This window comes from Streptomyces sp. NPDC034084 (genome assembly GCF_055575535.1).
Genome location: NZ_JBVISK010000005.1, coordinates 253,615 through 278,801 on the forward strand (window position 1 = coordinate 253,615; position 25,187 = coordinate 278,801).

The 25,187-nt window shown below is 69.4% G+C and carries 23 protein-coding genes and 2 tRNA genes; 14 read left to right on the forward strand and 11 right to left on the reverse strand.

The window, feature by feature from the left end; genetic code table 11:
• The first annotated feature begins 85 nt into the window (after positions 1-85).
• A complete protein-coding gene (trxB, locus tag ACZ51I_RS19630; RefSeq protein WP_361741238.1) occupies positions 86-1,051 on the forward strand; it encodes a thioredoxin-disulfide reductase in 966 nt (321 codons plus the stop codon).
• A 46-nt stretch (positions 1,052-1,097) separates the two neighbouring features.
• Positions 1,098-1,433: a thioredoxin gene (trxA, locus tag ACZ51I_RS19635; protein ID WP_468877314.1), complete on the forward strand. Its 336-nt coding sequence runs from the start codon at positions 1,098-1,100 to the stop codon at positions 1,431-1,433.
• A gap of 69 nt (positions 1,434-1,502) precedes the next feature.
• Here the strand turns inward: trxA and ACZ51I_RS19640 are convergent, their stop codons facing one another.
• From ACZ51I_RS19640 to rpmH, 9 genes are all read right to left on the reverse strand, one after another.
• On the reverse strand, positions 1,503-2,120 hold the full coding sequence (locus ACZ51I_RS19640) for a GNAT family N-acetyltransferase (RefSeq protein ID WP_468877316.1): 618 nt from the start codon (positions 2,118-2,120) through the stop codon (positions 1,503-1,505).
• 162 nt (positions 2,121-2,282) lie between these two features.
• Positions 2,283-3,323, reverse strand: a complete 1,041-nt coding sequence (locus tag ACZ51I_RS19645; RefSeq protein ID WP_468877319.1) for a ParB/RepB/Spo0J family partition protein — start codon at positions 3,321-3,323, stop codon at positions 2,283-2,285.
• Positions 3,320-4,393, reverse strand: coding sequence for a ParA family protein (locus tag ACZ51I_RS19650; RefSeq protein WP_468877321.1), 1,074 nt, complete (start codon positions 4,391-4,393; stop codon positions 3,320-3,322). The genes ACZ51I_RS19645 and ACZ51I_RS19650 overlap by 4 nt, the downstream gene beginning before the upstream one ends.
• A gap of 236 nt (positions 4,394-4,629) precedes the next feature.
• Positions 4,630-5,346 carry a 16S rRNA (guanine(527)-N(7))-methyltransferase RsmG gene (gene rsmG, locus ACZ51I_RS19655; RefSeq protein ID WP_030685782.1) on the reverse strand — a complete coding sequence of 239 codons (717 nt, stop codon included), beginning with the start codon at positions 5,344-5,346 and terminating at the stop codon, positions 4,630-4,632.
• 118 nt (positions 5,347-5,464) lie between these two features.
• On the reverse strand, positions 5,465-5,977 hold the full coding sequence (locus ACZ51I_RS19660) for a Jag family protein (RefSeq protein ID WP_468877323.1): 513 nt from the start codon (positions 5,975-5,977) through the stop codon (positions 5,465-5,467).
• A 29-nt stretch (positions 5,978-6,006) separates the two neighbouring features.
• Entirely contained in the window at positions 6,007-7,323 is a 1,317-nt protein-coding gene (gene yidC / locus ACZ51I_RS19665; protein WP_468877326.1) for a membrane protein insertase YidC, read from the reverse strand.
• Between the two features lie 3 nt (positions 7,324-7,326).
• Entirely contained in the window at positions 7,327-7,653 is a 327-nt protein-coding gene (yidD, locus tag ACZ51I_RS19670; RefSeq protein ID WP_352018112.1) for a membrane protein insertion efficiency factor YidD, read from the reverse strand.
• Complete coding sequence (gene rnpA / locus ACZ51I_RS19675; RefSeq protein ID WP_468877329.1) at positions 7,650-8,021, reverse strand: ribonuclease P protein component; 372 nt, start codon at positions 8,019-8,021, stop codon at positions 7,650-7,652. The genes yidD and rnpA overlap by 4 nt, the downstream gene beginning before the upstream one ends.
• A 21-nt stretch (positions 8,022-8,042) precedes the next feature.
• Positions 8,043-8,180 carry a 50S ribosomal protein L34 gene (gene rpmH, locus ACZ51I_RS19680; protein ID WP_007265229.1) on the reverse strand — a complete coding sequence of 46 codons (138 nt, stop codon included), beginning with the start codon at positions 8,178-8,180 and terminating at the stop codon, positions 8,043-8,045.
• Positions 8,181-8,577: 397 nt separating this feature from the next.
• Between rpmH and dnaA the strand changes: the two genes are divergently transcribed.
• From dnaA to ACZ51I_RS19735, 11 genes are all read left to right on the forward strand, one after another.
• Positions 8,578-10,335 carry a chromosomal replication initiator protein DnaA gene (gene dnaA, locus ACZ51I_RS19685; RefSeq protein ID WP_468877331.1) on the forward strand — a complete coding sequence of 586 codons (1,758 nt, stop codon included), beginning with the start codon at positions 8,578-8,580 and terminating at the stop codon, positions 10,333-10,335.
• 842 nt (positions 10,336-11,177) lie between these two features.
• Entirely contained in the window at positions 11,178-12,308 is a 1,131-nt protein-coding gene (gene dnaN / locus ACZ51I_RS19690) for a DNA polymerase III subunit beta (RefSeq protein WP_041130169.1), read from the forward strand.
• 76 nt (positions 12,309-12,384) lie between these two features.
• A complete protein-coding gene (gene gnd, locus ACZ51I_RS19695; RefSeq protein WP_468877333.1) occupies positions 12,385-13,263 on the forward strand; it encodes a phosphogluconate dehydrogenase (NAD(+)-dependent, decarboxylating) in 879 nt (292 codons plus the stop codon).
• A 58-nt stretch (positions 13,264-13,321) separates the two neighbouring features.
• The gene (gene recF / locus ACZ51I_RS19700; protein ID WP_468877335.1) at positions 13,322-14,443 is read left to right on the forward strand and encodes a DNA replication/repair protein RecF; all 1,122 of its coding nucleotides are present in this window, start codon (positions 13,322-13,324) and stop codon (positions 14,441-14,443) included.
• On the forward strand, positions 14,440-14,994 hold the full coding sequence (locus ACZ51I_RS19705; RefSeq protein WP_468877337.1) for a DciA family protein: 555 nt from the start codon (positions 14,440-14,442) through the stop codon (positions 14,992-14,994). The genes recF and ACZ51I_RS19705 overlap by 4 nt, the downstream gene beginning before the upstream one ends.
• Positions 14,995-15,397: 403 nt before the next feature.
• Entirely contained in the window at positions 15,398-17,428 is a 2,031-nt protein-coding gene (gene gyrB / locus ACZ51I_RS19710) for a DNA topoisomerase (ATP-hydrolyzing) subunit B (RefSeq protein WP_468877339.1), read from the forward strand.
• Positions 17,429-17,469: 41 nt separating this feature from the next.
• The gene (gene gyrA / locus ACZ51I_RS19715; RefSeq protein WP_468877342.1) at positions 17,470-20,091 is read left to right on the forward strand and encodes a DNA gyrase subunit A; all 2,622 of its coding nucleotides are present in this window, start codon (positions 17,470-17,472) and stop codon (positions 20,089-20,091) included.
• 106 nt (positions 20,092-20,197) lie between these two features.
• Complete coding sequence (locus tag ACZ51I_RS19720) at positions 20,198-20,758, forward strand: DUF3566 domain-containing protein (protein ID WP_468877343.1); 561 nt, start codon at positions 20,198-20,200, stop codon at positions 20,756-20,758.
• A 98-nt stretch (positions 20,759-20,856) separates the two neighbouring features.
• Positions 20,857-20,930, forward strand: a tRNA-Ile gene (locus ACZ51I_RS19725).
• Between the two features lie 161 nt (positions 20,931-21,091).
• Positions 21,092-21,226, forward strand: coding sequence for a DLW-39 family protein (locus ACZ51I_RS19730; protein WP_003958712.1), 135 nt, complete (start codon positions 21,092-21,094; stop codon positions 21,224-21,226).
• A gap of 337 nt (positions 21,227-21,563) precedes the next feature.
• Positions 21,564-22,859: a hypothetical protein gene (locus tag ACZ51I_RS19735; RefSeq protein ID WP_468877345.1), complete on the forward strand. Its 1,296-nt coding sequence runs from the start codon at positions 21,564-21,566 to the stop codon at positions 22,857-22,859.
• Between the two features lies 1 nt (position 22,860).
• Here ACZ51I_RS19735 and ACZ51I_RS19740 read toward each other — a convergent pair whose 3' ends face one another.
• The gene (locus tag ACZ51I_RS19740) at positions 22,861-24,153 is read right to left on the reverse strand and encodes a serine/threonine-protein kinase (protein ID WP_468877348.1); all 1,293 of its coding nucleotides are present in this window, start codon (positions 24,151-24,153) and stop codon (positions 22,861-22,863) included.
• Between the two features lie 63 nt (positions 24,154-24,216).
• A complete protein-coding gene (locus tag ACZ51I_RS19745; protein WP_468877350.1) occupies positions 24,217-24,765 on the reverse strand; it encodes a helix-turn-helix domain-containing protein in 549 nt (182 codons plus the stop codon).
• A gap of 129 nt (positions 24,766-24,894) precedes the next feature.
• Here ACZ51I_RS19745 and ACZ51I_RS19750 point away from each other — a divergent pair.
• Positions 24,895-24,967, forward strand: a tRNA-Ala gene (locus tag ACZ51I_RS19750).
• The last annotated feature ends 220 nt before the right edge of the window (positions 24,968-25,187 follow it).

Consider the following 25,187-nt stretch of genomic DNA (forward strand, 5'->3'; position numbering starts at 1 on the left):
CCCTTAGGATCCGTTGGGTGGGGTGAGCGACCGAGACAACCGCCCCCGTAGGCAGTGGCAGGCTGCAGAGACGAGGAAGAAACCCGTGAGCGACGTCCGTAACGTGATCATTATCGGCTCGGGGCCCGCGGGTTACACCGCTGCGCTCTACACGGCCCGAGCGTCGCTGAAGCCTCTGGTGTTCGAGGGTGCCGTCACCGCAGGTGGCGCCCTCATGAACACCACCGAGGTCGAGAACTTCCCCGGTTTCCGTGACGGGATCATGGGCCCGGACCTGATGGACAACATGCGGGCCCAGGCCGAGCGCTTCGGCGCCGAGCTGGTGCCGGACGACGTCATCGCCGTGGACCTGACCGGTGACATCAAGACCGTCACCGACACCGCCGGCACCGTGCACCGCGCGAAGGCCGTGATCGTCACCACCGGCTCCCAGCACCGCAAGCTCGGCCTCCCCAACGAGGACGCGCTCTCCGGCCGCGGTGTCTCCTGGTGCGCCACCTGCGACGGGTTCTTCTTCAAGGACCAGGACATCGCCGTCGTCGGCGGCGGCGACACCGCGATCGAGGAGGCCACGTTCCTCTCGCGCTTCGCGAAGTCCGTCACGATCGTCCACCGCCGGGACACCCTGCGGGCCTCCAAGGCCATGCAGGAGCGTGCCTTCGCCGACCCGAAGATCTCGTTCGCCTGGGACAGCGAGGTCACCGAGATCCACGGCGAGCAGAAGCTCAGCGGTCTGACCCTGCGCGACACGAAGACCGGTGCGACCCGCGAGCTCCCCGTCACCGGCCTCTTCATCGCCGTCGGCCACGACCCGCGGACCGAGCTGTTCAAGGGCCAGCTGGACCTGGACGAGGAGGGCTACCTCAAGGTCGCCGCCCCGTCGACGCGCACGAACCTCACGGGTGTCTTCGGCGCCGGTGACGTCGTCGACCACACCTACCGTCAGGCCATCACGGCCGCCGGCACCGGCTGCTCCGCCGCGCTCGACGCCGAGCGCTTCCTGGCCGCCCTCGCCGACAGCGAGAAGCTGGCCGAGACCCCCGCGGTCTGACCCCCGTCTCCCCCTACCCCACACCCCGCGAAATAAGGAGGTCGCCGTGGCCGGCGCCCTGAAGAACGTGACCGACGCAGATTTCGAGGACATCGTCCTCAAGAGCGACAAGCCCGTCCTGGTGGACTTCTGGGCGGCCTGGTGCGGCCCGTGCCGCCAGATCGCCCCGTCGCTCGAGGCCATCGCCGCCGAGCACGGCGAGATCGAGGTCGTGAAGCTCAACATCGACGAGAACCCGGCCACGGCTGCCAAGTACGGCGTCATGTCGATCCCGACGCTCAACGTCTACCAGGGCGGCGAGGTCGTGAAGACGATCGTCGGCGCCAAGCCGAAGGCCGCCATCCTGCGCGACCTGGACGGCTTCGTCGAGGCCAAGGCCTGACACGCCCCACACGTTTCACGTGAAACGGCCCGTCCCCGAGAGGGGGCGGGCCGTTCTCGTGTGCCAGGGCTAGAGCGGCCGTAGGGCAGGTTCCTTCTGGACTGCCCCGAGCAGACGGTCCAGGGCCATCTCGACGTCCTCCTTCCAGGAGAGCGTCGTCCTCAGCTCCAGCCTCAGACGGGGGAAGGCGGGGTGAGGGCGGACGGTCTTGAACCCCACGGCGAGAAGGTGGTCGGCCGGCATCACACAGGCCGGCTCCTTCCACCGGGCGTCCCCGAACGCCTCGATAGCCTTGAAGCCCCGCCTCATCACGTCCTTGGCCACGGTCTGCACCATCACCCGCCCCAGGCCCTGCCCCTGATAGCCCGGCATGATCCACGCCGTCATCAGCTGGACCGCGTCCGACGCCACGGGGCTCGTCGGGAAGGCCGTCGAACGCGGCACATAGGCCGGGGGAGCGTAGAGGACGTAACCGACCGGCACCTCGTCGACGTAGACCACCCGGCCGCAGGAACCCCACTCCAGGAGAACGCCCGAGATCCAGGACTCCTTCTCCAGCTCCGGGCGCCCCGCCTTCACCGCCGCCTCACCGCTGACCGGGTCGAGCTCCCAGAAGACACAGGAGCGACACCGCTTGGGCAGATCCGGAAGGTTGTCCAGCGTGAGCGGTACGAGCCGACGCCCCACGGCTGCTCCTCGTTTCCCTCGCTCTCGAGCACGGATACGCCTCTCGGAATCGTATCGATCGGGCGATCGGGGCGACACCGCTGGCAGGCAAAGGGCGGGCCGCGTTCCGGTGAAGACCGGAGCACGGCCCGCCCTGGGCGGCCTCAGCGAGCGGGAAGGAGATCAGCCCTCGGCGTTCTGATCGGAGTTCTTGGGGTCCATGACCCGTCCCTCGCCGGGAGCCAGGGTCGACAGGATCCGGTCCAGATCCTCTATCGAGGCGAACTCGACGACGATCTTTCCCTTCTTCTGCCCGAGGTCGACCTTCACCCGTGTCTCGAAACGGTCCGAGAGCCGGGTGGCCAGGTCTGTCAGCGCGGGCGAGACACGGGCGCCCGCACGCGGCCCCTTCGGCTTGATCGTTGCGGCAGGCTCCTCGGAGCCCATGAGGCTCACGATCTCCTCGACACTACGTACCGAGAGGCCTTCGGCGACGATCCGGTACGCCAGCTTGTCCTGGGCCTCCGGGTCCTCCACGCCGAGCAGAGCACGTGCGTGGCCGGCGGAGAGGACTCCCGCGGCGACCCGGCGCTGCACCGGCAGGGAGAGACGCAGCAGTCGGAGCGTGTTGGTGATCTGCGGGCGGGAACGCCCGATCCGCTCCGCGAGCTGGTCATGGGTGCAGCCGAAGTCCTTGAGCAGCTGCTCGTAGGCGTGGGCCTCTTCGATGGCGTTCAGCTGGGCCCGGTGAAGGTTTTCCAGGAGCGCGTCCAGGAGCATCTTCTCGTCGTCGGTGTCCCGGACGATCGCCGGGATCCGCTTCAGGCCGGCCGTCGTCGACGCCCGCAGACGGCGCTCACCCATGACGAGCTCGTAGCGGTCGGCCTCGACCTTGCGCACGACCACGGGCTGGAGCAGACCGACCTCCTTGATGGAGGTGACGAGCTCCGCCAGCGCGTCCTCGTCGAAGACCTCACGAGGCTGGTGCCGGTTGGGAACGATGGCATCGATCGGAAGCTCGGTGAAGTAGGCCCCGGCCGGAGGCTCCGGAAGAACCACCGGAGCGGCTTCGGTCCACGTCGGCGCCGACTCCGGAGCCTGCGGGCTCTGCGGCAGCGTCGCCAGCTTCGCGGCGGCCACCCCGCGCTCCACCTGTCGCTCCTGGGGAGCAGCGGGGATGAGCGCACCGAGCCCACGCCCCAATCCCCTACGTCGCTCACTCACTGGATCCCCTCCGACATGCGCTGGTTGTTCTGGTGCCCTACATGGGCGTGCTGCGGGTCGTACTGCACGGCGACCCCCCGCAGGGCGATCTCACGGGCCGCTTCGAGATACGACAGGGCACCGCTGGAGCCCGGGTCGTAGGTGAGGACCGTCTGTCCGTAGCTCGGTGCCTCCGAGATGCGGACGGACCTCGGAATGCTGGTCCGCAGCACCTCTTCGGCGAAGTGGCTGCGCACCTCGTCGGCGACCTGGGAGGCGAGCCTGGTCCTGCCGTCGTACATGGTGAGCAGGATCGTGGAGACGTGGAGCGCCGGGTTGAGGTGTCCCCGCACCAGGTCGACGTTCCGCAGGAGCTGTCCGAGCCCCTCCAGCGCGTAGTACTCGCACTGGATCGGGATCAGCACCTCCGCGCCCGCCACCATGGCGTTCACCGTGAGGAGGCCGAGCGAGGGCGGGCAGTCGATCAGGATGTAATCCAGCGGCTGCTCATAGGCCTGGATGGCCCGCTGCAGACGGCTCTCGCGCGCCACCAGCGACACCAGCTCGATCTCCGCGCCGGCGAGGTCGATGGTGGCGGGGGCGCAGAAGAGGCCCTCCACGTCCGTGACCGGCTGCACCACATCGGAGAGCGGCTTGCTGTCCACCAGGACGTCGTAGATCGAGGGCACCTCGGCGTGGTGGTCGATGCCGAGCGCCGTGGAGGCGTTGCCCTGCGGGTCAAGGTCGATGACCAGGACCCGGGCGCCGTGCAGTGCCAGGGACGCGGCAAGGTTGACCGTCGTGGTCGTCTTGCCCACGCCGCCCTTCTGGTTGGCGACCACCATCACGCGCGTCTGAGCCGGGCGGGGAAGTCCCTCCCCGGCACGACCCAGCGCCTCTACTGCCAGCTGGGCAGCACGACCGATGGGGGTGTCGTCCATCGGGGGCGGTGTTTCACGTGAAACATCCTCCCCCGCCGATTCGGTTCGGGGACCGGGGACCGGATCGGTCATCGGTCCCGCGATGTTGGCGTCGGACCGCAAGGATTCACTCTCCTCGGCTTCAGGCTCGCGATGAGGAGAGCCTGCCATGCTTTCAGGGTCGTGAACCAGCGAGGTCGGTGGTTCTGTGGGTGAATCCACCTCTGTGGACAACTCTGTAACCCTCGCGGGTGGCTTCACACGGGGTCGACGGTCCCGGGGCGTGGCAGCCGCGCGACCGCGGCTGATGATCCCCTGCAGCAGTGAGCGACGTTTCACGTGAAACACCTTGCCCCTGCCGCCCGGCCGGGACCGTTCGACACTCCGAAATGGTACGTATCGGACGCTCAGCGGCGGCGACGGGTCTTGCTCGTACGGGCGGCCTTGGCCCGCTTGGCCGCGAACCGCACACCGCCGGGGCTCTCGCCGACCTCCACCCGAACGACCGTGGACAGCGGATCGACGATGCCCTCGCCCACCTGGAGCACCGAGGTCTCCACCACACCGAGCCGGGAGAGCGCGGCGCGGGCACCGTCGATCTCCTCCTGCGCGGTGTCGCCCTTGAGCGCCAGCATCTCTCCGTACGGCCGCAGCAGGGGGACGCCCCAGCCGGCCAGCCGGTCGAGCGGCGCCACGGCACGGGCGGTCACCACATGGACGGGCGTGATCTTGCCGAGCATCTCCTCCGCGCGCCCCCGGACCACGGTCACGTGGTCGAGGCCGAGCAGCTCGACGACCTCCTGGAGGAAGTTGGTCCTGCGCAGGAGCGGCTCCAGGAGCGTGATCTTCAGATCGGGCCGGACCAGAGCCAGGGGGATACCGGGCAGACCGGCGCCCGAGCCCACGTCGCATACCGTGACGCCCTCGGGGACGACCTCCGAGAGGACGGCGCAGTTCAGCAGGTGGCGTTCCCAGAGCCGCGGGACCTCGCGCGGGCCGATCAGACCGCGCTTCACCCCCGCGTCCGCGAGCAGTTCCGCGTACCGCACGGCCTCCGGGAAGTACTCGCCGAAGACTGTCCGCGCCTGCTCCGGCGCCTCGGGGAGCTCCGCTGCCTCCGTCACGGGAACCGTCCTTCCGTACCGCACGACCCGCGTGCGAGCGCACTGTGGTGGATGACTATCAAGGCTGACAAAGATCGGCCCCGCCTGCGAACAGACGGGGCCGACACTACGTGAGGGGTCAGGCCGGGAGCACGACGACGAAGCGCTGCGGCTCCTCGCCCTCGGACTCGCTGCGCAGACCGGCGGCGGCGATCGCGTCGTGGACGACCTTCCGCTCGAAGGGCGTCATCGGGTCCAGCTTGACCGGCTGGCCGCTGGACCTGACCTCGGCGGCCGCCTTCGCGCCCAGCTCGGCGAGCTCGGAGCGCTTCCTGGCCCGGAAGCCGGCGATGTCGAGCATCAGTCGGCTGCGGTCACCGGTCTCACGGTGCACGGCCAGGCGGGTCAGCTCCTGGAGCGCCTCCAGGACCTCGCCGTCACGGCCCACGAGCTTCTGCAGGTCGCGGCTGCTGGAGTCGCTGATGATCGAGACCGCGGCGCGGTCCGCCTCGACGTCCATGTCGATGTCACCGTCGAGGTCGGCGATGTCGAGCAGGCCCTCAAGGTAGTCGGCCGCGATCTCACCCTCCTGCTCCAGGCGGGTCAGGGTGTCGCCACCCTCGGCGGCGGCGGAGGTGGTGCCTTCCGTCACGGATGGACTCCTTCTTGCTTCGGGGAGGCTTACTTCTTGGAGGACGGGTGCTTGGGACGCTGCTGGCCCTTGCGCTGACCCTGGCCGGACTTGCCCTGCTGGGAGCCTCCCGAGTTGGCGCGGCTCGGACGCTGGGGCTTGTCGCCCTGCGCCTCGTCCTTGGCCTCGGTCTTGGCCGGACCCTGGGGCTTCTTCTCGAGCGACGTGGTCGCCTCTGCGGCGGTCGGCTCGGAGCCTTCCTCGGTCTCCTTGGCCAGGGCCTGCTGGACCGCGGCGGCCTGGCGCTGGGCCTTGGTCTGGCGCTTGGGCTGCTGGCGCCTGGCGGCGGCACCGCCCTCGGCCTCGGCCACGATCGTGTCGCTCTTGATCACGGTGCCGTCCGGCTGGGCTGCGAAGCCGGCCTTGGACAGGCCCGCGAAGAAGCGGCGCTCGTTCTCGTTGCGGTCGCTGCCCTTGGCGACGATCACCTTGACGACGCTCTTCCGGCGGCGGCCGCGGACCTCACCGTGCTGGGTGATGCTCTTCAGCAGACGCTGGAGGTAGGAGTCCTGAGCCTTGCTGCCCGGGGTGGGGTTCTGGTTGATCACGTACATCTGCTGGCCCATGGTCCACACGTTGGTGGTCAGCCAGTAGACGAGGACACCGACGGGGAAGTTGATGCCCATACCGGCGAAGATCAACGGGAAGATGTACATGAGCATCTTCTGCTGCTGCATGTACGGGGTCTTCACCGAGAGGTCGACGTTCTTCATCATCAGCTGGCGCTGGGTGAAGAACTGCGAGGCCGACATCATGACGATCATGATCGCGGTGACGATCCGGACCGACGTGATCGAGGCGTCGAGGGCGGCGGCCTCCGCGGCGGTGTCCATGAACTTCGAGGCGAGCGGGGCGCCGAAGATGTGGGCCTGACGGGCGCTGGCGAGCAGCGGGCCGTCGATGACCCCGATCTCCTTGCCCGAGGCGATGCCGGAGAGCACGTGGTACAGGGCGAAGAAGAACGGCGACTGCGCCAGGATGGGCAGGCACGAGGAGAGCGGGTTGGTGCCCGTCTCCTTGTACAGCTTCATCATCTCTTCGGACTGACGCTGCTTGTCGCTCTTGTAGCGCTCCTGGATCGCCTTCATCTTCGGCTGGAGCGCCTGCATGTTCCGCGTCGACTTGATCTGCTTGACGAACAGCGGGATCAGGCAGATACGGATCAGCACCACGAGGGACACGATGGACAGGCCCCAGGCCCAGCCCGTGTCGGGACCGAAGATCGCCCCGTACACCTTGTGGAACTGGACGATGACCCAGGAAACGGGCCAGGTGATGAAGCTGAACAGACTGGCAATCGTGTCCACTAATCAGGCTCCTTGAGCATTGGGCGAGGTCTCGGCGGCCGGGCTCGTCTCGGCGGGGGACCCGCCCTTGTCGCCGCGCAACGCGTTCCGCAGCATCTCGTGCCAGCGGGGACGCTTGCGCGGGGGGACGTGGTCCACGCCGCCGGGCGACCACGGGTTGCACCGCAGGATGCGCCAGGCGGTCAGGGCCGTGCCCTTGATCGCGCCATGCCGGTCGATGGCCGTGAATCCGTAGTGGGAACACGACGGGTAGTACCGGCAGACGGGGCCCAGAAGAGGGCTGATCGTCCACTGGTACAGCTTGATGAGAGCCAGCAGCGGGTACTTCATCGCGTGCCCCCTCCCAGCAGCCGCTGGAGAGCGGCGTCCAGGTCTCGGGCCAGCTGTGCGTGGTCGGCGTCGCCGGCTCCGGGCAACGCCCGTACGACCACCAGGCTACCGGGGGGCAGCTCGGCAAGGCGGTCGCGGACGAGATGGCGCAGGCGTCGCTTCACCTGGTTGCGTACGACCGCCCCGCCCACGGCCTTGCTCACGACGAAACCCGCACGCGTCGGGGGAGCGCTCTCCCCAGGCGCGTGCGGGTTCGTGGCACCGCTGCGTAGGTGGACGACGAGGAGCGGGCGACCGGCCCGGCGACCTCGGCGTACCGCGGTTGCGAAGTCCTCGCGCCGCCTCAGCCGATTCTCGGTAGGCAGCACGTCATGACCTGTTTAAGCGGATCAGGCGGACAGTGCCGAGCGACCCTTGGAACGGCGGTTCGCCAGGATGGCGCGACCGGCACGCGTACGCATCCGCAGGCGGAAGCCGTGGGTCTTCGCGCGACGACGGTTGTTCGGCTGGAAGGTGCGCTTGCTCACTCGGGGGCTCCAGAAATGATTCGTAGATGGCGGGACATCGCCTGGCTGTCACCGTGCGCCCACGAGTAGCTCGCAATACGCCCGAGTGCACCGCTTCACGATCACTGACCGTGATCTTTGCCCATCGGAGGCAGGCGGCAGCAGCCATCGACAACTCGACCTGGTTACGGTACGCGCGGCTACGCCATCCGGTCAAACCGACCTGTCGTCGCCTCCCATTGTGCACAGGCTGTGGACAACAACTTGAACCACGTCATCCGGCCCGACTACCGTGGACGGTCTCCACAATCTTTTGCCGTTCTGTCCTCACCTGTCCTCAACGGACCCGTCCTCACGGACTTCGACCCACTGTCCCCGAGAACCACACCATCGTGGGACCTGCGAGAAAGCGTGCCCTGTGGCTGACGTTCCTGCCGATCTTGCCGCAGTGTGGCCACGCGTCCTCGAGCACCTCCTCGCCGAGGGCCAGCAGGGAATCGAGCCCAAGGACAAGCAGTGGATCGAGCGCTGCCAGCCCCTCGCCCTGGTCGCGGACACGGCGCTGCTCGCCGTGCCCAACGAGTGGGGAAAGCGGGTCCTGGAGGGCCGGCTCGCCCCGCTGATCAGCGAGACCCTCAGCCGTGAGTGCGGCCGGCCGATCCGGATCGCGATCACCGTCGACGACTCCGTCGGCGAGCCGACGCCGCCGGCGCCCCCGGCGCAGCAGTCCCGCTACGACGAGCGCGGGCAGGCCGAGCCGTACGAGAAGTACGAGGGCTACGGACACCGGCCGATGCCCGACGACGGGCTGCCCACCGCCCGCCCGGCCTATCCGGACTACCAGCAGCAGCGGCCCGACCCCGGCGCCTGGCCGCGCACCCAGGAGGACCTCTCCTGGCAGCAGCCGCGGCTGGGCGGATACCAGGAGCGTGCCCCGTACACCGGTCCTGAGCAGTCCCGGCAGAGCCGCTACGACGAGCCCGGCCGCGGCTACGAGCAGCAGCGGCCCGAGCGCGCCGAGCTGCCCGACCCGCAGAACCACGGCCCCCGGCCCGGTCCCCGCCCCGGCGGTCCGGGCCCCGGCCCCGGCGGCGGCCACGGCTCCTCGTCCACCGGGCAGGGCACCGGCGCACCGGGTGAGCAGCACGCGCGCCTGAACCCCAAATACCTCTTCGACACCTTCGTCATCGGTTCCTCGAACCGGTTCGCGCACGCGGCGGCCGTCGCGGTGGCCGAGGCGCCGGCGAAGGCGTACAACCCGCTCTTCATCTACGGGGAGTCGGGCCTCGGCAAGACCCACCTGCTGCACGCGATCGGGCACTACGCGCGGAGCCTCTACCCGGGCACGCGCGTGCGGTACGTGAGCTCGGAGGAGTTCACCAACGAGTTCATCAACTCGATCCGCGACGGCAAGGGCGACGCCTTCCGCAAGCGCTACCGCGACGTGGACATCCTGCTCGTCGACGACATCCAGTTCCTGGCGAGCAAGGAGTCGACGCAGGAGGAGTTCTTCCACACCTTCAACACCCTCCACAACGCGAACAAGCAGATCGTGCTCTCCTCGGACCGGCCGCCCAAGCAGCTGGTCACCCTGGAGGACCGGCTCCGCAACCGCTTCGAGTGGGGTCTCACCACCGACGTGCAGCCGCCGGAGCTGGAGACGCGTATCGCGATCCTCCGCAAGAAGGCGGTGCAGGAGCAGCTCAACGCCCCGCCGGAGGTACTGGAGTTCATCGCCTCCCGGATCTCGCGGAACATCCGTGAGCTGGAGGGCGCCCTGATCCGGGTGACGGCCTTCGCGAGCCTCAACCGGCAGCCGGTGGACCTCGGGCTCACCGAGATCGTCCTCAAGGACCTGATCCCCGGTGGGGAGGACAGCTCGCCGGAGATCACCGCTCCCGCGATCATGGCGGCCACCGCCGACTACTTCGGCCTGACGGTGGAGGACCTCTGTGGGTCCTCGCGCAGCCGCGTCCTGGTGACGGCCCGGCAGATCGCCATGTACCTGTGCCGTGAGCTCACGGACCTGTCGCTGCCGAAGATCGGTGCGCAGTTCGGCGGCCGCGACCACACGACGGTGATGCACGCGGACCGCAAGATCCGTGCCCTGATGGCGGAGCGGCGCTCCATCTACAACCAGGTCACCGAGCTCACCAACCGCATCAAGAACGGCTGACGCGGGCCCGCCACAGGGCTGCGGACAAGGGCCTTCAGAGCCTCTTCAAGGGCGCTCCGGGACACCTCCCGGGGCGCCCTTCGGCGTTCCCGGGCACCGGCGGCGCCCTGGGGACGGACATCCGCTGTTCGATTACTCCGTTCCGGTGGCGGGTTCTCCACAGATTGGGGGATGATCTCCCGTCCACAGGGTGGGGACTGTCGAGTTATCCGGATTGTGTCCACAGGCTGGCCTGGTGACAGATCATCACCCCAGGTCAGACCCTTGTGGAATTGTTGGCAAACGATCTCCACAGGCTGTGGATGAATCTTTCGTCCACAGGGGGCCCAGGAAGTTGTCCACCGGCCGCCCACAGGGGACGGTCGGTTGCCCACAGCTTCTCCACACCGCTGTCCACTGTTCGGCAACGAAACACCCCCGCTCACTGGCCCGAGTGAAAACCGTCACACCAAGGGAGACGTTTGGGCTGTGGGGAACCGGGGGAAAGCTGGGGACAGCGCTGGGGAGAACTCCCCATGGCCTGTGTACCGGCTGTGCAGAACTTTCGGGTGTCCACAGAAAGCCCTGGTTGTCCACGGGCTCCACCCACAGGGTCGGTGGACAAAAAAACGGGTCTGACCTGCGAAAACGACGTTATCCACCGTTTCCACAGGCCCTACTACTACTCCCACATAGAGTTAGCCCGGAATTCGCTTCGAAGTGGGACCTGTGCACAACTCGGCGCCGGAGCTCCGACGCGCTCTTCTCGCGACTTGACCCCGAGCAGCACCGAGTGTCGGCGGCGTACGTCAGACTGGTTCCCGCAGTCGACGAAGAGCCAGCAACAGCAGGAGGCGGTTCCGGTGAAGATCCGGGTGGAGCGCGATGTACTCGCGGAGGCGGTGGCCTGGGTGGCCCGCAGCCTTCCGGCCCGTCCGCCGGCGCCCGTGCTCGCGGGCCTTCTCCTGAAGGCCGAGGACGGCGCCCTGAGCTTCTCGAGCTTCGACTACGAGGTCTCCGCCCGGGTCTCGGTCGAGGCCGAGGTGGAGGAGGACGGCACCGTCCTCGTCTCCGGCCGGCTGCTCGCCGACATCTGCCGCGCCCTCCCCAACCGACCGGTGGAGATCTCCACAGACGGTGTACGGGCGACCGTGGTCTGCGGCTCCTCCCGCTTCACCCTCCACACCCTGCCTGTGGAGGAGTACCCGGCGCTGCCGGAGATGCCCACCGCGACCGGCACCGTCCCCGGTGAGGTCTTCGCCTCCGCCGCCGCCCAGGTGGCCATCGCCGCCGGCCGTGACGACACGCTGCCCGTCCTCACCGGCGTGCGCATCGAGATCGAGGGCGACACGGTCACCCTGGCCTCCACCGACCGCTACCGCTTCGCGGTCCGCGAGTTCCTGTGGAAGCCGGAGTCCCCGGACGCCTCCGCGGTCGCCCTGGTGCCCGCGAAGACCCTCCTGGACACCGCCAAGGCGCTCACCAGCGGCGACACCGTGACCCTGGCGCTCTCGGGCTCCGGCAAGGGCGAGGGCCTCATCGGCTTCGAGGGCGCGGGCCGCCGCACCACCACCCGTCTCCTGGAGGGCGACCTCCCGAAGTACCGGACGCTCTTCCCCACCGAGTTCAACTCGGTCGCGGTGATCGAGACCGCCCCCTTCGTCGAGGCCGTGAAGCGCGTGGCCCTTGTGGCCGAGCGCAACACCCCGGTCCGGCTGAGCTTCGAGCAGGGCGTGCTGATCCTGGAGGCCGGCTCCAGCGACGACGCACAGGCTGTGGAGCGGGTCGACGCGCAGCTGGACGGCGACGACATCTCGATCGCCTTCAACCCGACCTTCCTGCTGGACGGCCTGAGCGCGATCGACTCCCCGGTCGCCCAGCTCTCCTTCACGACGTCCACGAAGCCGGCGCTGCTGAGCGGCAAGCCCGCGCTCGACGCGGAGGCTGACGAGGCCTACAAGTACCTGATCATGCCGGTACGCCTGAGCGGCTGACCCCACAGGTGTGCACCGGGGTCCGGGCGTAGGCTCGGACCCGGGTAAACCGCACACGACGCTTAAGGAATCTCTGATGGAGCTCGGTCTCGTCGGTCTCGGCAAGATGGGCGGCAACATGCGTGAGCGCATCCGCCGCGCAGGCCACACCGTCATCGGATACGACCGCAACCCGGACCTCGCCGATGTCCACAGCCTCGAAGAGCTTGTGGGCAAGCTCAAGGGTCCGCGCGTCGTGTGGGTCATGGTCCCGGCCGGTGCCGCGACGCAGTCCACCATCGACGAGCTGGCGGAGCTCCTCTCCCCCGGCGACATCGTCGTGGACGGCGGGAACTCCCGCTGGACGGACGACGAGAAGCACGCCGAGGAGCTCGCCGCCAAGGGCATCGGCTTCGTCGACTGCGGTGTCTCCGGCGGCGTCTGGGGCCTGGAGAACGGCTACGCGCTGATGTACGGCGGCGACGCCGAGAACGTGGCGAAGGTCCAGCCGATCTTCGACGCGCTCAAGCCCGAGGGCGAGTTCGGCTCGGTCCACGCGGGCAAGGTCGGCGCCGGCCACTTCGCGAAGATGGTCCACAACGGCATCGAGTACGCGATGATGCAGGCCTACGCCGAGGGCTGGGAGCTCCTGGAGAAGGTCGACTCCGTCACCGACGTGCGCGAGGTCTTCCGCTCCTGGCAGGAGGGCACGGTCATCCGCTCCTGGCTGCTCGACCTCGCGGTGAACGCGCTGGACGAGGACGAGCACCTGGACAAGCTGCGGGGCTACGCCTCGGACTCCGGCGAGGGCCGGTGGACGGTCGAGGCCGCCATCGACAACGCCGTCCCGCTGCCCGCGATCACCGCCTCGCTGTTCGCGCGGTTCGCCTCCCGTCAGGACGACTCCCCGCAGATGAAGATGATCGCCGCGCTGCGCAACCAGTTCGGTGGCCACGCGGTCGAGACGAAGAAGTAATCCACAGGCTGTGCACCCCGCGGTGCACAGCCGCCGGGGAAGAAGGTCGGCGCCCACCATGCACGTCACGCATCTCTCGCTGGCCGACTTCCGCTCCTACGCCCGGGTCGAGGTCCCGCTCGACCCGGGCGTCACCGCTTTCGTGGGCGCGAACGGCCAGGGCAAGACCAATCTCGTCGAGGCCGTCGGCTATCTCGCGACCCTCGGCAGCCACCGCGTCGCCTCGGACGCCCCGCTCGTCCGGATGGGCGCCGAGCGCGCCGTCATCAGGGCCGCCGTCACCCAGGGCGAGCGCTCCCAGCTGGTCGAGCTCGAACTCAACCCGGGCCGGGCCAACCGTGCCCGTATCAACAGGTCCTCGCAGGTCAGACCGCGTGACGTGCTGGGGATCGTACGGACCGTGCTGTTCGCGCCCGAGGACCTCGCCCTGGTGAAGGGCGACCCGGGCGAGCGCCGGCGTTTCCTCGACGAGCTGATCACGGCCCGCACGCCCCGCATGGCGGGCGTGCGCTCCGACTACGAGCGCGTGCTCAAGCAGCGCAACACGCTCCTGAAGTCGGCGGCGATGGCCCGCCGGCACGGCGGCCGCGGCCTGGACCTGTCGACCCTCGACGTGTGGGACCAGCATCTGGCCGGGGTGGGCGCCGAGCTCCTCGCCCAGCGGCTCGACCTCATCGCCGTACTGCAGCCGCTCGCCGACAAGGCGTACGAGCAGCTCGCGCCCGGCGGTGGACCGATCCTCCTGGAGTACCGCCCCTCCGCGCCGGGCACCGGGCACACCCGTGAGGAGCTGTACGAGCAGCTGCTCGCCGCCCTCGCCGAGGTCCGCAAGCAGGAGATCGAGCGGGGCGTGACGCTCGTCGGACCCCACCGGGACGAGCTGCTCCTGAAGCTCGGCGACCTCCCCGCGAAGGGGTACGCGAGCCACGGCGAGTCCTGGTCGTACGCCCTGGCCCTGCGGCTGGCCTCGTACGACCTGCTCCGCGCCGAGGGCAACGAACCGGTCCTCGTCCTCGACGACGTCTTCGCCGAGCTGGACGTCCGCCGGCGCGAGCGGCTCGCGGAGCTGGTGGCGCCGGGCGAGCAGGTGCTCGTCACGGCGGCGGTGGACGACGACGTGCCGGCCGTCCTTGCGGGGACCCGGTACGCCGTGGCCGGCGGCATGGTGGAGCGGGTATGAGCGAGGAGAAGTTCCCACAGCCTGTGGACAGGCCCGTGGCGCCCGAGCCCTCGGGTGTGGATCTCGCGCGGGTCGCGCTGCGCGCCGCCAAGGAGCAGGCGAAGGCCCGGGGCGCGGCCGCCCAGCAGAAGAAGCAGGCCCGGCGCGGAGGCGGGCTGCGCTCCGGCGCGCGCGCCGACGGACGCGACCCGATGGCGCTCGGCGCCGCGATCAACCGGCTGATCACCGAACGGGGCTGGGAGACCCCCGCGGCGGTCGGCGGGGTCATGGGCCGCTGGCCCCAGATCGTCGGCGAGGACGTGGCCAAGCACTGCGTACCGCTGAAGTTCGACGACGAGCCGGACGCGCGGGTGCTGACCGTGCAGTGCGACTCGACGGCCTGGGCGACGCAGCTGCGGCTGCTGGCGCCGAAGCTGGTGGCGCGGCTCAACGAGGACCTGGGGCACGGGACCGTGCGGATGATCAAGGTGCTCGGGCCTGGCGGGCCCCGCCGCGGATACGGGCCGCTCAGGGCGCCCGGCAGCGTCGGGCCCGGGGACACGTACGGCTAGGGCCTGTCTGACGATCCCCGTCGGGCCCGGGGACACGTACGGCCGGAGCGGTGCCGGGGACCTCGCGGTGCGGGTCCAGGCGGAAGGGCGCCGCATGCATAGGGCGTTGCGCCCACTCGTCCCGGACCCCTTCCGGACCTCTCACCGCGTGCGGCCGACCGATGCCCGCGGTCGGCGCCACTGGCCGTCACAGCTCGAAGCGCTGGGTGGCCGTCAGGGGGCCCTGGGGACCCTGGGCGGATATGGGGAGTCGTCGCGCTCCCGCCCAGGGCGGCACATGCGCATTCAGGTACCGGCAAACCCCCATGACTGTCTGCGCTACCGGTAGACTGGGAGACAATCCCGCCACCATGCGGAACATGTCGAACGACGCAGCCGCTCCCGTATGCCCGGAGAACGGCCTGTGCTGTGCCAGAAAGGGCGCTTCGTGGCCGATTCCGGCAACCCCAACGAGAACAACCAGTACACCGCCAGCAACATCCAGGTCCTCGAGGGCCTGGATGCGGTGCGCAAGCGCCCTGGCATGTACATCGGCTCGACCGGTGAGCGCGGTCTGCACCACATGGTGCAGGAGGTCGTCGACAACTCGGTCGACGAAGCCCTGGCCGGCCACGCCGACACCATCGACGTGACGATCCTGGCCGACGGCGCCGTGCGCGTCGTCGACAACGGCCGTGGCATCCCCGTGGGCATCGTGGCCTCCGAGGGCAAGCCGGCCGTCGAGGTCGTGCTGACCGTGCTCCACGCGGGCGGAAAGTTCGGCGGCGGCGGCTACGCCGTCTCCGGCGGTCTGCACGGTGTCGGTGTGTCGGTCGTGAACGCCCTGTCCACCAAGGTCTCCGTCGAGATCAAGACGGACGGCCACCGCTGGACCCAGGACTACAAGATGGGCGCCCCGACCGCGCCCCTCGCGCAGCACGAGGAGACCGACGAGACCGGCACCTCGGTCACGTTCTGGGCCGACCCGGACATCTTCGAGACGACCGAGTACTCCTTCGAGACGCTCTCGCGCCGCTTCCAGGAGATGGCCTTCCTCAACAAGGGCCTGACGATCACGCTCACCGACGAGCGCGAGTCCGCCAAGGCCACGGTCGGCGCCGACGACCCGGACGCCGAGGCGGCCGCCGAGCCGGCCGCGCGCACGGTGAAGTACCACTACGAGGGCGGCATCGTCGACTTCGTGAAGTACCTCAACTCGCGCAAGGGCGAGCTGATCCACCCCACCGTGATCGACCTGGAGGCGGAGGACAAGGACAAGGCCCTGTCCCTCGAGGTCGCGATGCAGTGGAACAGCGGCTACAGCGAGGGCGTGTACTCCTTCGCCAACATCATCCACACCCACGAGGGCGGCACGCACGAGGAGGGCTTCCGGGCGGCGCTGACCTCGCTGATCAACAAGTACGCGCGCGACAAGAAGATGCTCCGCGAGAAGGACGACAACCTCACGGGCGACGACATCCGCGAGGGTCTGACCGCGATCATCTCGGTCAAGCTGAGCGAGCCGCAGTTCGAGGGCCAGACCAAGACCAAGCTGGGCAACACGGAGGCGAAGACCTTCGTCCAGAGGGCGGTCTACGAGCACCTCAACGACTGGCTCGACCGGAACCCGAACGAGGCCGCGGACATCATCCGCAAGTCGATCCAGGCCGCCACCGCGCGCGTGGCCGCGCGCAAGGCGCGCGACCTGACCCGCCGCAAGGGCCTCCTGGAGTCGGCGTCGCTGCCGGGCAAGCTGTCCGACTGCCAGTCGAACGACCCGTCCAAGTGCGAGATCTTCATCGTCGAGGGTGACTCCGCCGGCGGCTCGGCCAAGTCCGGCCGCAACCCGATGTACCAGGCCATCCTGCCGATCCGCGGCAAGATCCTGAACGTCGAGAAGGCCCGGATCGACAAGATCCTGCAGAACACCGAGGTCCAGGCCCTGATCTCGGCCTTCGGCACCGGTGTGCACGAGGACTTCGACATCGAGAAGCTCCGCTATCACAAGATCATCCTGATGGCGGACGCCGACGTCGACGGTCAGCACATCAACACCCTGCTGCTCACCTTCCTCTTCCGCTTCATGCGGCCGCTGGTCGAGGCCGGGCACGTCTACCTCTCCCGCCCGCCGCTCTACAAGATCAAGTGGGGCCGGGACGACTTCGAGTACGCGTACTCGGACCGTGAGCGGGACGCGCTCGTCGAGCTGGGCAAGCAGAACGGCAAGCGGATCAGGGAAGACTCGATCCAGCGCTTCAAGGGTCTCGGCGAGATGAACGCCGAGGAGCTGCGCGTCACCACCATGGACGTCGATCACCGCGTGCTCGGCCAGGTCACCCTGGACGACGCCGCGCAGGCCGACGACCTGTTCTCGGTGCTGATGGGCGAGGACGTCGAGGCACGCCGCTCGTTCATCCAGCGCAACGCCAAGGACGTTCGCTTCCTCGACATCTGAGTCGGTCTCAGCTGACCGTACGAAAGGACTCACGACCAGCAATGGCCGACGAAAACACCTCCGGCACCACCGAAGAGCAGGAGCCCGTGCTGCGGATCGAGCCCGTCGGGCTCGAGACCGAGATGCAGCGCTCGTACCTCGACTACGCGATGTCCGTCATCGTGTCCCGCGCGCTGCCCGACGTACGGGACGGCCTCAAGCCCGTCCACCGGCGCGTGCTGTACGCGATGTACGACGGCGGCTACCGGCCCGAGAAGGGCTTCTACAAGTGCGCCCGCGTCGTCGGTGACGTCATGGGTACGTACCACCCGCACGGCGACTCCTCGATCTACGACGCGCTCGTCCGCCTCGCCCAGCCCTGGTCGATGCGGATGCCCCTCGTCGACTCGAACGGCAACTTCGGTTCCCCGGGCAACGACCCGGCCGCCGCCATGCGGTACACCGAGTGCAAGATGATCCCGCTGTCGATGGAGATGCTCCGGGACATCGACGAGGAGACCGTCGACTTCCAGGACAACTACGACGGCCGCAACCAGGAGCCGACGGTCCTCCCGGCCCGGTTCCCGAACCTGCTGGTCAACGGCTCCGCCGGCATCGCCGTCGGCATGGCCACCAACATCCCGCCGCACAACCTGCGCGAGGTCGCGGCCGGTGCCCAGTGGGCCCTCGAACACCCCGAGGCCACCCACGAGGAGCTCCTCGACGCGCTGATCGAGCGGATCAAGGGCCCCGACTTCCCCACGGGCGCGCTCGTCGTCGGCCGCAAGGGCATCGAGGAGGCGTACCGCACCGGCCGTGGCTCGATCACGATGCGCGCGGTCGTCGAGGTCGAGGAGATCCAGAACCGCCAGTGCCTGGTGGTCACGGAACTGCCGTACCAGACCAACCCGGACAACCTCGCGCAGAAGATCGCCGACCTGGTGAAGGACGGCAAGATCGGCGGCATCGCCGACGTCCGCGACGAGACCTCGTCCCGGACCGGCCAGCGCCTGGTCATCGTGCTCAAGCGCGACGCCGTCGCCAAGGTCGTCCTCAACAACCTGTACAAGCACACCGACCTGCAGACGAACTTCGGCGCGAACATGCTGGCGCTCGTCGACGGCGTGCCGCGCACCCTCTCGCTCGACGCGTTCATCCGCCACTGGGTGACGCACCAGATCGAGGTCATCGTCCGCCGGACGAAGTTCCGGCTGCGCAAGGCCGAGGAGCGCGCCCACATCCTGCGCGGTCTGCTCAAGGCCCTCGACGCGATCGACGAGGTCATCGCGCTCATCCGGCGCAGCGACACGGTCGAGGTCGCCCGCGGCGGCCTGATGGACCTGCTCGAGATCGACGAGATCCAGGCCAACGCGATCCTGGAGATGCAGCTCCGCCGGCTCGCCGCCCTGGAGCGCCAGAAGATCGTCGCCGAGCACGACGAGCTCCAGTCGAAGATCAACGAGTACAACGCGATCCTGGCCTCCCCGGAGCGCCAGCGGGGGATCGTCAGCGAGGAGCTGGCCGCGCTCGTCGAGAAGTTCGGCGACGACCGCCGCTCCAAGCTCGTGCCCTTCGACGGTGACATGTCCATCGAGGACCTGATCGCCGAGGAGGACATCGTCGTCACCATCACGCGCGGCGGCTACGTGAAGCGGACGAAGACCGAGGACTACCGCTCGCAGAAGCGCGGCGGCAAGGGTGTGCGCGGCACGAAGCTGAAGCAGGACGACATCGTCGACCACTTCTTCGTCTCCACCACCCACCACTGGCTGCTCTTCTTCACCAACAAGGGCCGGGTCTACCGGGCCAAGGCGTACGAGCTGCCGGACGCGGGCCGGGACGCGCGCGGCCAGCACGTGGCCAACCTGCTCGCCTTCCAGCCGGACGAGCAGATCGCGCAGATCCTGGCGATCCGCGACTACGACGCCGCGCCGTACCTGGTGCTCGCCACCAAGGGCGGCCTGGTGAAGAAGACCGCGCTGAAGGACTACGACTCGCCCCGCTCGGGCGGTGTCATCGCGATCAACCTGCGGGAGCGCGAGGACGGCACGGACGACGAGCTGATCGGCGCCGAGCTGGTCTCCTCCGAGGACGATCTGCTGCTCGTCTCCAAGAAGGCGCAGTCGATCCGCTTCACCGCCACGGACGACGCGCTGCGTCCGATGGGACGCGCCACATCGGGTGTCAAGGGGATGAGTTTCCGCGAGGACGACGAGCTCCTCTCGATGAATGTCGTCCGGCCCGGTACGTTCGTCTTCACCGCGACCGACGGCGGGTACGCGAAGCGCACCCCCGTCGACGAGTACCGCGTCCAGGGCCGTGGCGGCCTCGGCATCAAGGCCGCCAAGATCGTGGAGGACCGTGGCTCGCTCGTGGGCGCGCTGGTGGTCGAGGGGACCGACGAGATCCTCGCCATCACGCTGTCCGGCGGTGTGATTCGCACGCGAGTCAACGAAGTCAGGGAGACCGGCCGTGACACCATGGGCGTCCAGCTGATCAACCTGGGCAAGCGCGATGCCGTCGTCGGCATCGCACGGAACGCCGAGGCGGGCAGCGACGACGAGTTCATCGACGGCGCCGACAGCGCCGACGACGCCGAGGGCGTGGTCGAGTCGGTCGAGGTCGACGTCGACGCCGAGGCAGTCGAGGGCACGGAGCCCTCGGCCGGGGAGCACGAGGAGTAAGAGCGTGAGTGGAGCCACGGGCGCCGGATCGGCGGCCGCCGGAGCTTCTGCTGGTGCTGGAGCGAACGGCGCCCGTGGCCCCGCCACGGACTCCCAGGGGGTTGCGGTGACGGACACTCGGGGGCAGCAGCCCTCGTACGAGACCTACAACGGGCCACTGCCCGGCGAGCGCCCTCAGGGGCAGCCGGGCGGGCCCTACCACCCGCCGCAGGCGTACGGCGCCCCCGCGGGCGGTACGGCGGGCGGGCAGACCGGGGCCGTGCGCCGGCCGCGGACCGGGGCGCGCACGACGCCCAGGACGCGCAAGGCGCGGCTGCGGGTGGCCAAGGCCGACCCGTGGTCGGTGATGAAGGTGAGCTTCCTGCTCTCCATCGCGCTGGGCATCTGCACGGTCGTGGCCGCGGCGGTGCTGTGGATGGTCATGGACGCCATGGGCGTCTTCTCGACGGTCGGCGGGACGATCAGCGAGGCCACGGGCTCGAACGAGTCCAACGGCTTCGACCTGCAGTCCTTCCTGTCGCTGCCGCGGGTGCTGATGTTCACCTCGGTGATCGCGGTGATCGACGTGGTCCTGATGACCGCCCTCGCGACGCTGGGCGCGTTCATCTACAACCTCTCTGCCGGTTTCGTGGGCGGGGTGGAGCTCACGCTCGCCGAGGACGAGTAGTCCGCGTGGGGCCGGCCCGGGTTCGGATTTTGGGACTGGCCCCCACGTGCGCTAATGTTCAGGAGTCAGCGCGCGGGACACACACCGCAGAGCGCGGCGGGGCTATAGCTCAGTTGGTTAGAGCGCATCCCTGATAAGGATGAGGCCACAGGTTCAAATCCTGTTAGCCCCACACTCTCGATCGACCCGGATGGTTATTCCATCCGGGTCGATCTTTTTGTACGGGGTTTGAAGGCAGGGGTACGAAGGCCGTGCAGGTCACCGATCGGTATCGGTCGATGTGTAGAGTGGGCGTCAGAAGTTTCCTACGTCAACGAAAGACGAGGTCGCGCGGTGAAGAAGCTTCTCCTGGTCGCACTGGCCGCCATCGGCGGGCTCCTCGTGTACCGCCAGATCCAGGCGGATCGCGCCGAGCAGGACCTGTGGACGGAGGCGACCGACTCCGTGCCCGCTGGTTCCGGTGTCTGAGAGCCACACACACTCTGTGGGCGAAGCCCCGGCCGCGTGAGCGGACCGGGGCTTCGCTGTTCCCGGACCCTGACACGATCTCCTTGAATTCGCCTCCGCAAATCACTTGCTTGCTCAAGCAAAGCTGAGTGATCAGGGCGTTCTGCCCACCGGCGACCACGCGCGCGTGGTGGGCCCGCGAAGCGGGAGGAATCCACCGCGCGGGCGGACACCGGAGGTACGGGCGGGGCAGGATGGACCGGCACCAGGGCCGTAGCGGGGCGCTGGTGCTGCTCGCGGGGGCTGTTGTCGCCCTGGGGCGGGCGCGGCGCAGGGCGGGAACGGACGGGAGAAACGCGTGAGCACGCAGGCCGGGAGGCGGACCGGGATCGGCCGGAGGGCGGGGGCCCTGATCGCGGCGGCCGCGGCCGTGGGCGCGGTGACGGCACTGCCGGCCCAGGCCCGGGCGGCCGAGGGGGCGGCGGTACCCCCGTACGCCTTCGACGCCTCCGCCCAGCGGATCCAGGGCGCCGCCTCGAGCCTCGACGCGCAGGCCCTGCAGACCGGCCGGACCTACCGGGACACCCTGAAGAAGGACGGCAAGGTCTACTACCGGATCGACCTCGACACGAAGCGGAACTCGTACGTCTCCGTCGTCGCCGTCCCCAAGCCCGGCGGCAAGGTCGAGTACGGCGACGGCTTCAAGGTCAGCATCCAGGACAACTCCGGAACGGACTGCGGCTACCAGGACGTCGATTTCGGCTCCGGGCAGTACGCCAGGCCGCTCGCCGCCTATGCCCGCCGGATCATCGACCCGGACTCCTACAGCTGCCAGAAGCAGGGCGCCTACTACGTGCTTGTAGAGCGCGAGTCGGCGACGGGCTCCACCCCGGACGACTGGGAACTCGAGCTCCGGTACGTGACCGAGCCGCTCCTCAAGCAGCCGGGCTCCACCGCGCTCCCCGAGACCTGGGCGTCGGCCACGCCCGCCCCGCCGGCCGGAGGCCCGCGGAAGCGGCAGGGCGGCGCCGGGTTCAAGGAGGCCGTCGCACTGCGGGAGGGCGAGTGGCGGGCCGACATCCGGCCCGGACAGACGCTCTTCTACCGGGTCCCGGTCGACTGGGGGCAGCAGCTCTTCGCCGGGGCCGAGCTGGGCAGCGGCGCCGAGGGGGACTCCGTGAGCAACGCGCTCACCCTCGCGCTCGACAACCCGGCCCTCGGCTTCGTCGACATGAACACGGTCAGCTATGCCGGTGAGCCCGCGACGGTGGCGCTCGACCCGCTGCGGCCGGTGGCCCATGAGAACCGCACCTCGTACGACGACGCCACCAGCGGCATGCGGTTCGCCGGCTGGTACTACCTGTCGGCGACGCTGAGCCCGCAGATCGCCGCCGAGTACGGCGACAAGCCGGTGCCGCTGACGCTCCGGGTGAACGTCGAGGGCAGCCCGAAGCAGGCTCCCCCGTACGACGGGGACCCCGGGATGTTCTCGGTGACCGCGGACGACCGGGAGGCGGCGGCGAACGGCGCCGCCGGGGAGTCGGCCACGGCGGACGGGGCCATGAAGGTCGTCGCGGCGGCAGGAATCGGCACCGGGACCGTGCTGCTGCTCGGGCTCGGGGCCTGGACCCTGCTGGCCCGGCGGCGGGCCTGAGTCAGATCTGCGCCAGGGCCCAGAAACCGACCGCGAACGACACCAGCGCGAGCAGCAGCACCGGGACCGTCACCTTCGAGGGCGGTCCCGGTCGGCGTACGGGGGCGAGGGACGCGGGCGCGGTGGGTGCCGTGTGCGGGGCGGGAACGGGAACGGGCCGAGGGGTGTACGGAGGAGTGGGAGGTTGCCCGTACGGCGTCGCGGAGGCGGGCGCCTGCCCGAAGGAGGGGGTCGGGTGCGTGACCGGCGGAGGCAGATGGAAGCTGCCCGTCTCGGAGGGCCCGGGCAGCGGCGCCCGCGGCGGCACCTCGGTGGTGGGCCGGTACTGCTGTGGCTGTACGGGGTGTGCGGGCTGGTCCTGGGCCGGTACGGGCTGCTGCCGGTCCGGTACGGACGCGGGGGCCGGCGTGGCGCCGGTGGGGCCCTCGGGGCCGAAACCGGCCGGGAGCGGGCCGAGCTGGTCGAAAATCTCGACCGGCTCCTCGTCGGGGCGCGGCTCGGGCAGCAGCTCGACGGCGGCGCTCAGCGCCTTGCGCGCCCCCGTGGCCGTCCGGAACCGGGCCTGCGGATCCGGCTGGAGCAGACTGGCCAGCACCTGCCACAAGGGCTCCGGAACGCCCTCTGGGGCTCCCGGGGTGCCGTGCGCGAGGAAGTGCTCGACCAGGGCCTGCGAGTCCGGCTTGCGGCCCTGGAGCAGATAGAGCGCGACCAGGCCGACGGCGAAGAGGTCGGCGGTGAAGTCCGGCTCGGCGCCGAGGAGCTGCTCGGGCGCGAAGTAACCGGGCGTCCCCACCACGTAGTTGGTCTCGGTGAGGCGGGGTTCGCCCTTGCGCATGGAGATGCCGAAGTCGGACAGCCGCAGATGCGGCCGCCCGGTGCCGGTGACCTCCATGAGGATGTTGGCGGGCTTGATGTCCCGGTGCACGACCCCCTCGGCGTGCACCGCGGCCAGGCCCGAGAGGAGCTGGTCGAGCAGGGAGCAGACGAAACGGGGCGGCAGCGCGCCGTAGTCCCCGATGACGTGGGCCAGCGAACCGCCGGCCACCAGGTCCATGGTGAAGAGGACCTTGTCGTCGTCGGCGGCCCAGCTGGCCGGGGCGAGGACGTGCGGATGGTCGATCCGCAGCGCCTGCTCGCGGACGAAGCGGAGCAGCGTGTGCGCGTCGCTCTGCAGCAGCACCTTGGCCGCCACATAACGGCGCCGCCGATGGTCCCAGGCACGCCACACCGCGCCCGCCCCGCCGCGCCCGATCGGGTCGATCAGCTCGTACCGACCAGCGAAGATCTCACCCATCGTGCTGCGCCCGCTCCCCGTCTGCGTCGTCTCACCGCGGCGCCGACCGGTGCCGGCCCCGCGTCAGTTCTGGTGCGACTCGTAGTGGGCGACCGCGTCGGCGGTGCGCCCGGCGCCGTACACCCGGAGGAACTCTGCCAGTTCCGGGTGGGCCGGGGCGAGCGAGTCGGCGGCGTCGATGATGTCTCCGGCGGCCGCCACGGAGCGCAGCAGCGACTGGATCTCGCGGACCACCCGGCGCACGGTCGGCGCGCCGGAGCCGGTCGTGGTCGGGGTCGTGCCGGTGAGGACGGAGCCGCCCTGGGACTTCTTCACCTCGTCCATCCGGTCGGCGGCCTCGGCGGCGCTGACGCTGCCGTCGGCGACCTGGACGGCGAGCTCCTGGAGTGCCTGGACGCGCTGGACGACGGCCGGGTTGCCGATCTTGGCCCGCTGGCCGCTCATCAGCTGGGACAGCATGGGCGCGGAGAGCCCGAGGACGGCCGCGAGCCTGGCCTGGTTGAGCCCGAGATCGTCGATCAGCCTACGGAAGAGCGCCCCCAGCGGCTCCCCGTACCAACTGCGCTGAAGCTCTCTGGCTCTTGCCGTGGCTTCCTGCTGCGCTGCGTCCATTACTTCTCCCCATCCCTTAGGTTCGCCACTGCGAACCTCGGTCAGCATCTTACGGAGCGTGGTCGCCGACCGGGAGACCCAATCCTTTTGCCGGAGATGGGGGGTGACCCGGTACGCTGTCCTCGTTCCGGGGCCTTAGCTCAGTTGGTAGAGCGCTGTCTTTGCATGGCAGATGTCAGGGGTTCGACTCCCCTAGGCTCCACTCGGACAGACCCCCCTGACCCGCGACAGCGCAGGTCAGGGGGGTCTTTCGCGTTCCGTGGGGGTACGGGAGGTGGGGGTGCGGGGCCCGGTTCGGGGGCTGTGGCGCTGGGTGACGGGGGGCCGCGCTGGGCCGTCCGGGTGGTGTTCATCGGAAGAACTGCGCGGCGGCGGCGTCGGTCCGCGGAAATCGGGGGCGCATCCACATCATGAGAAAGGTA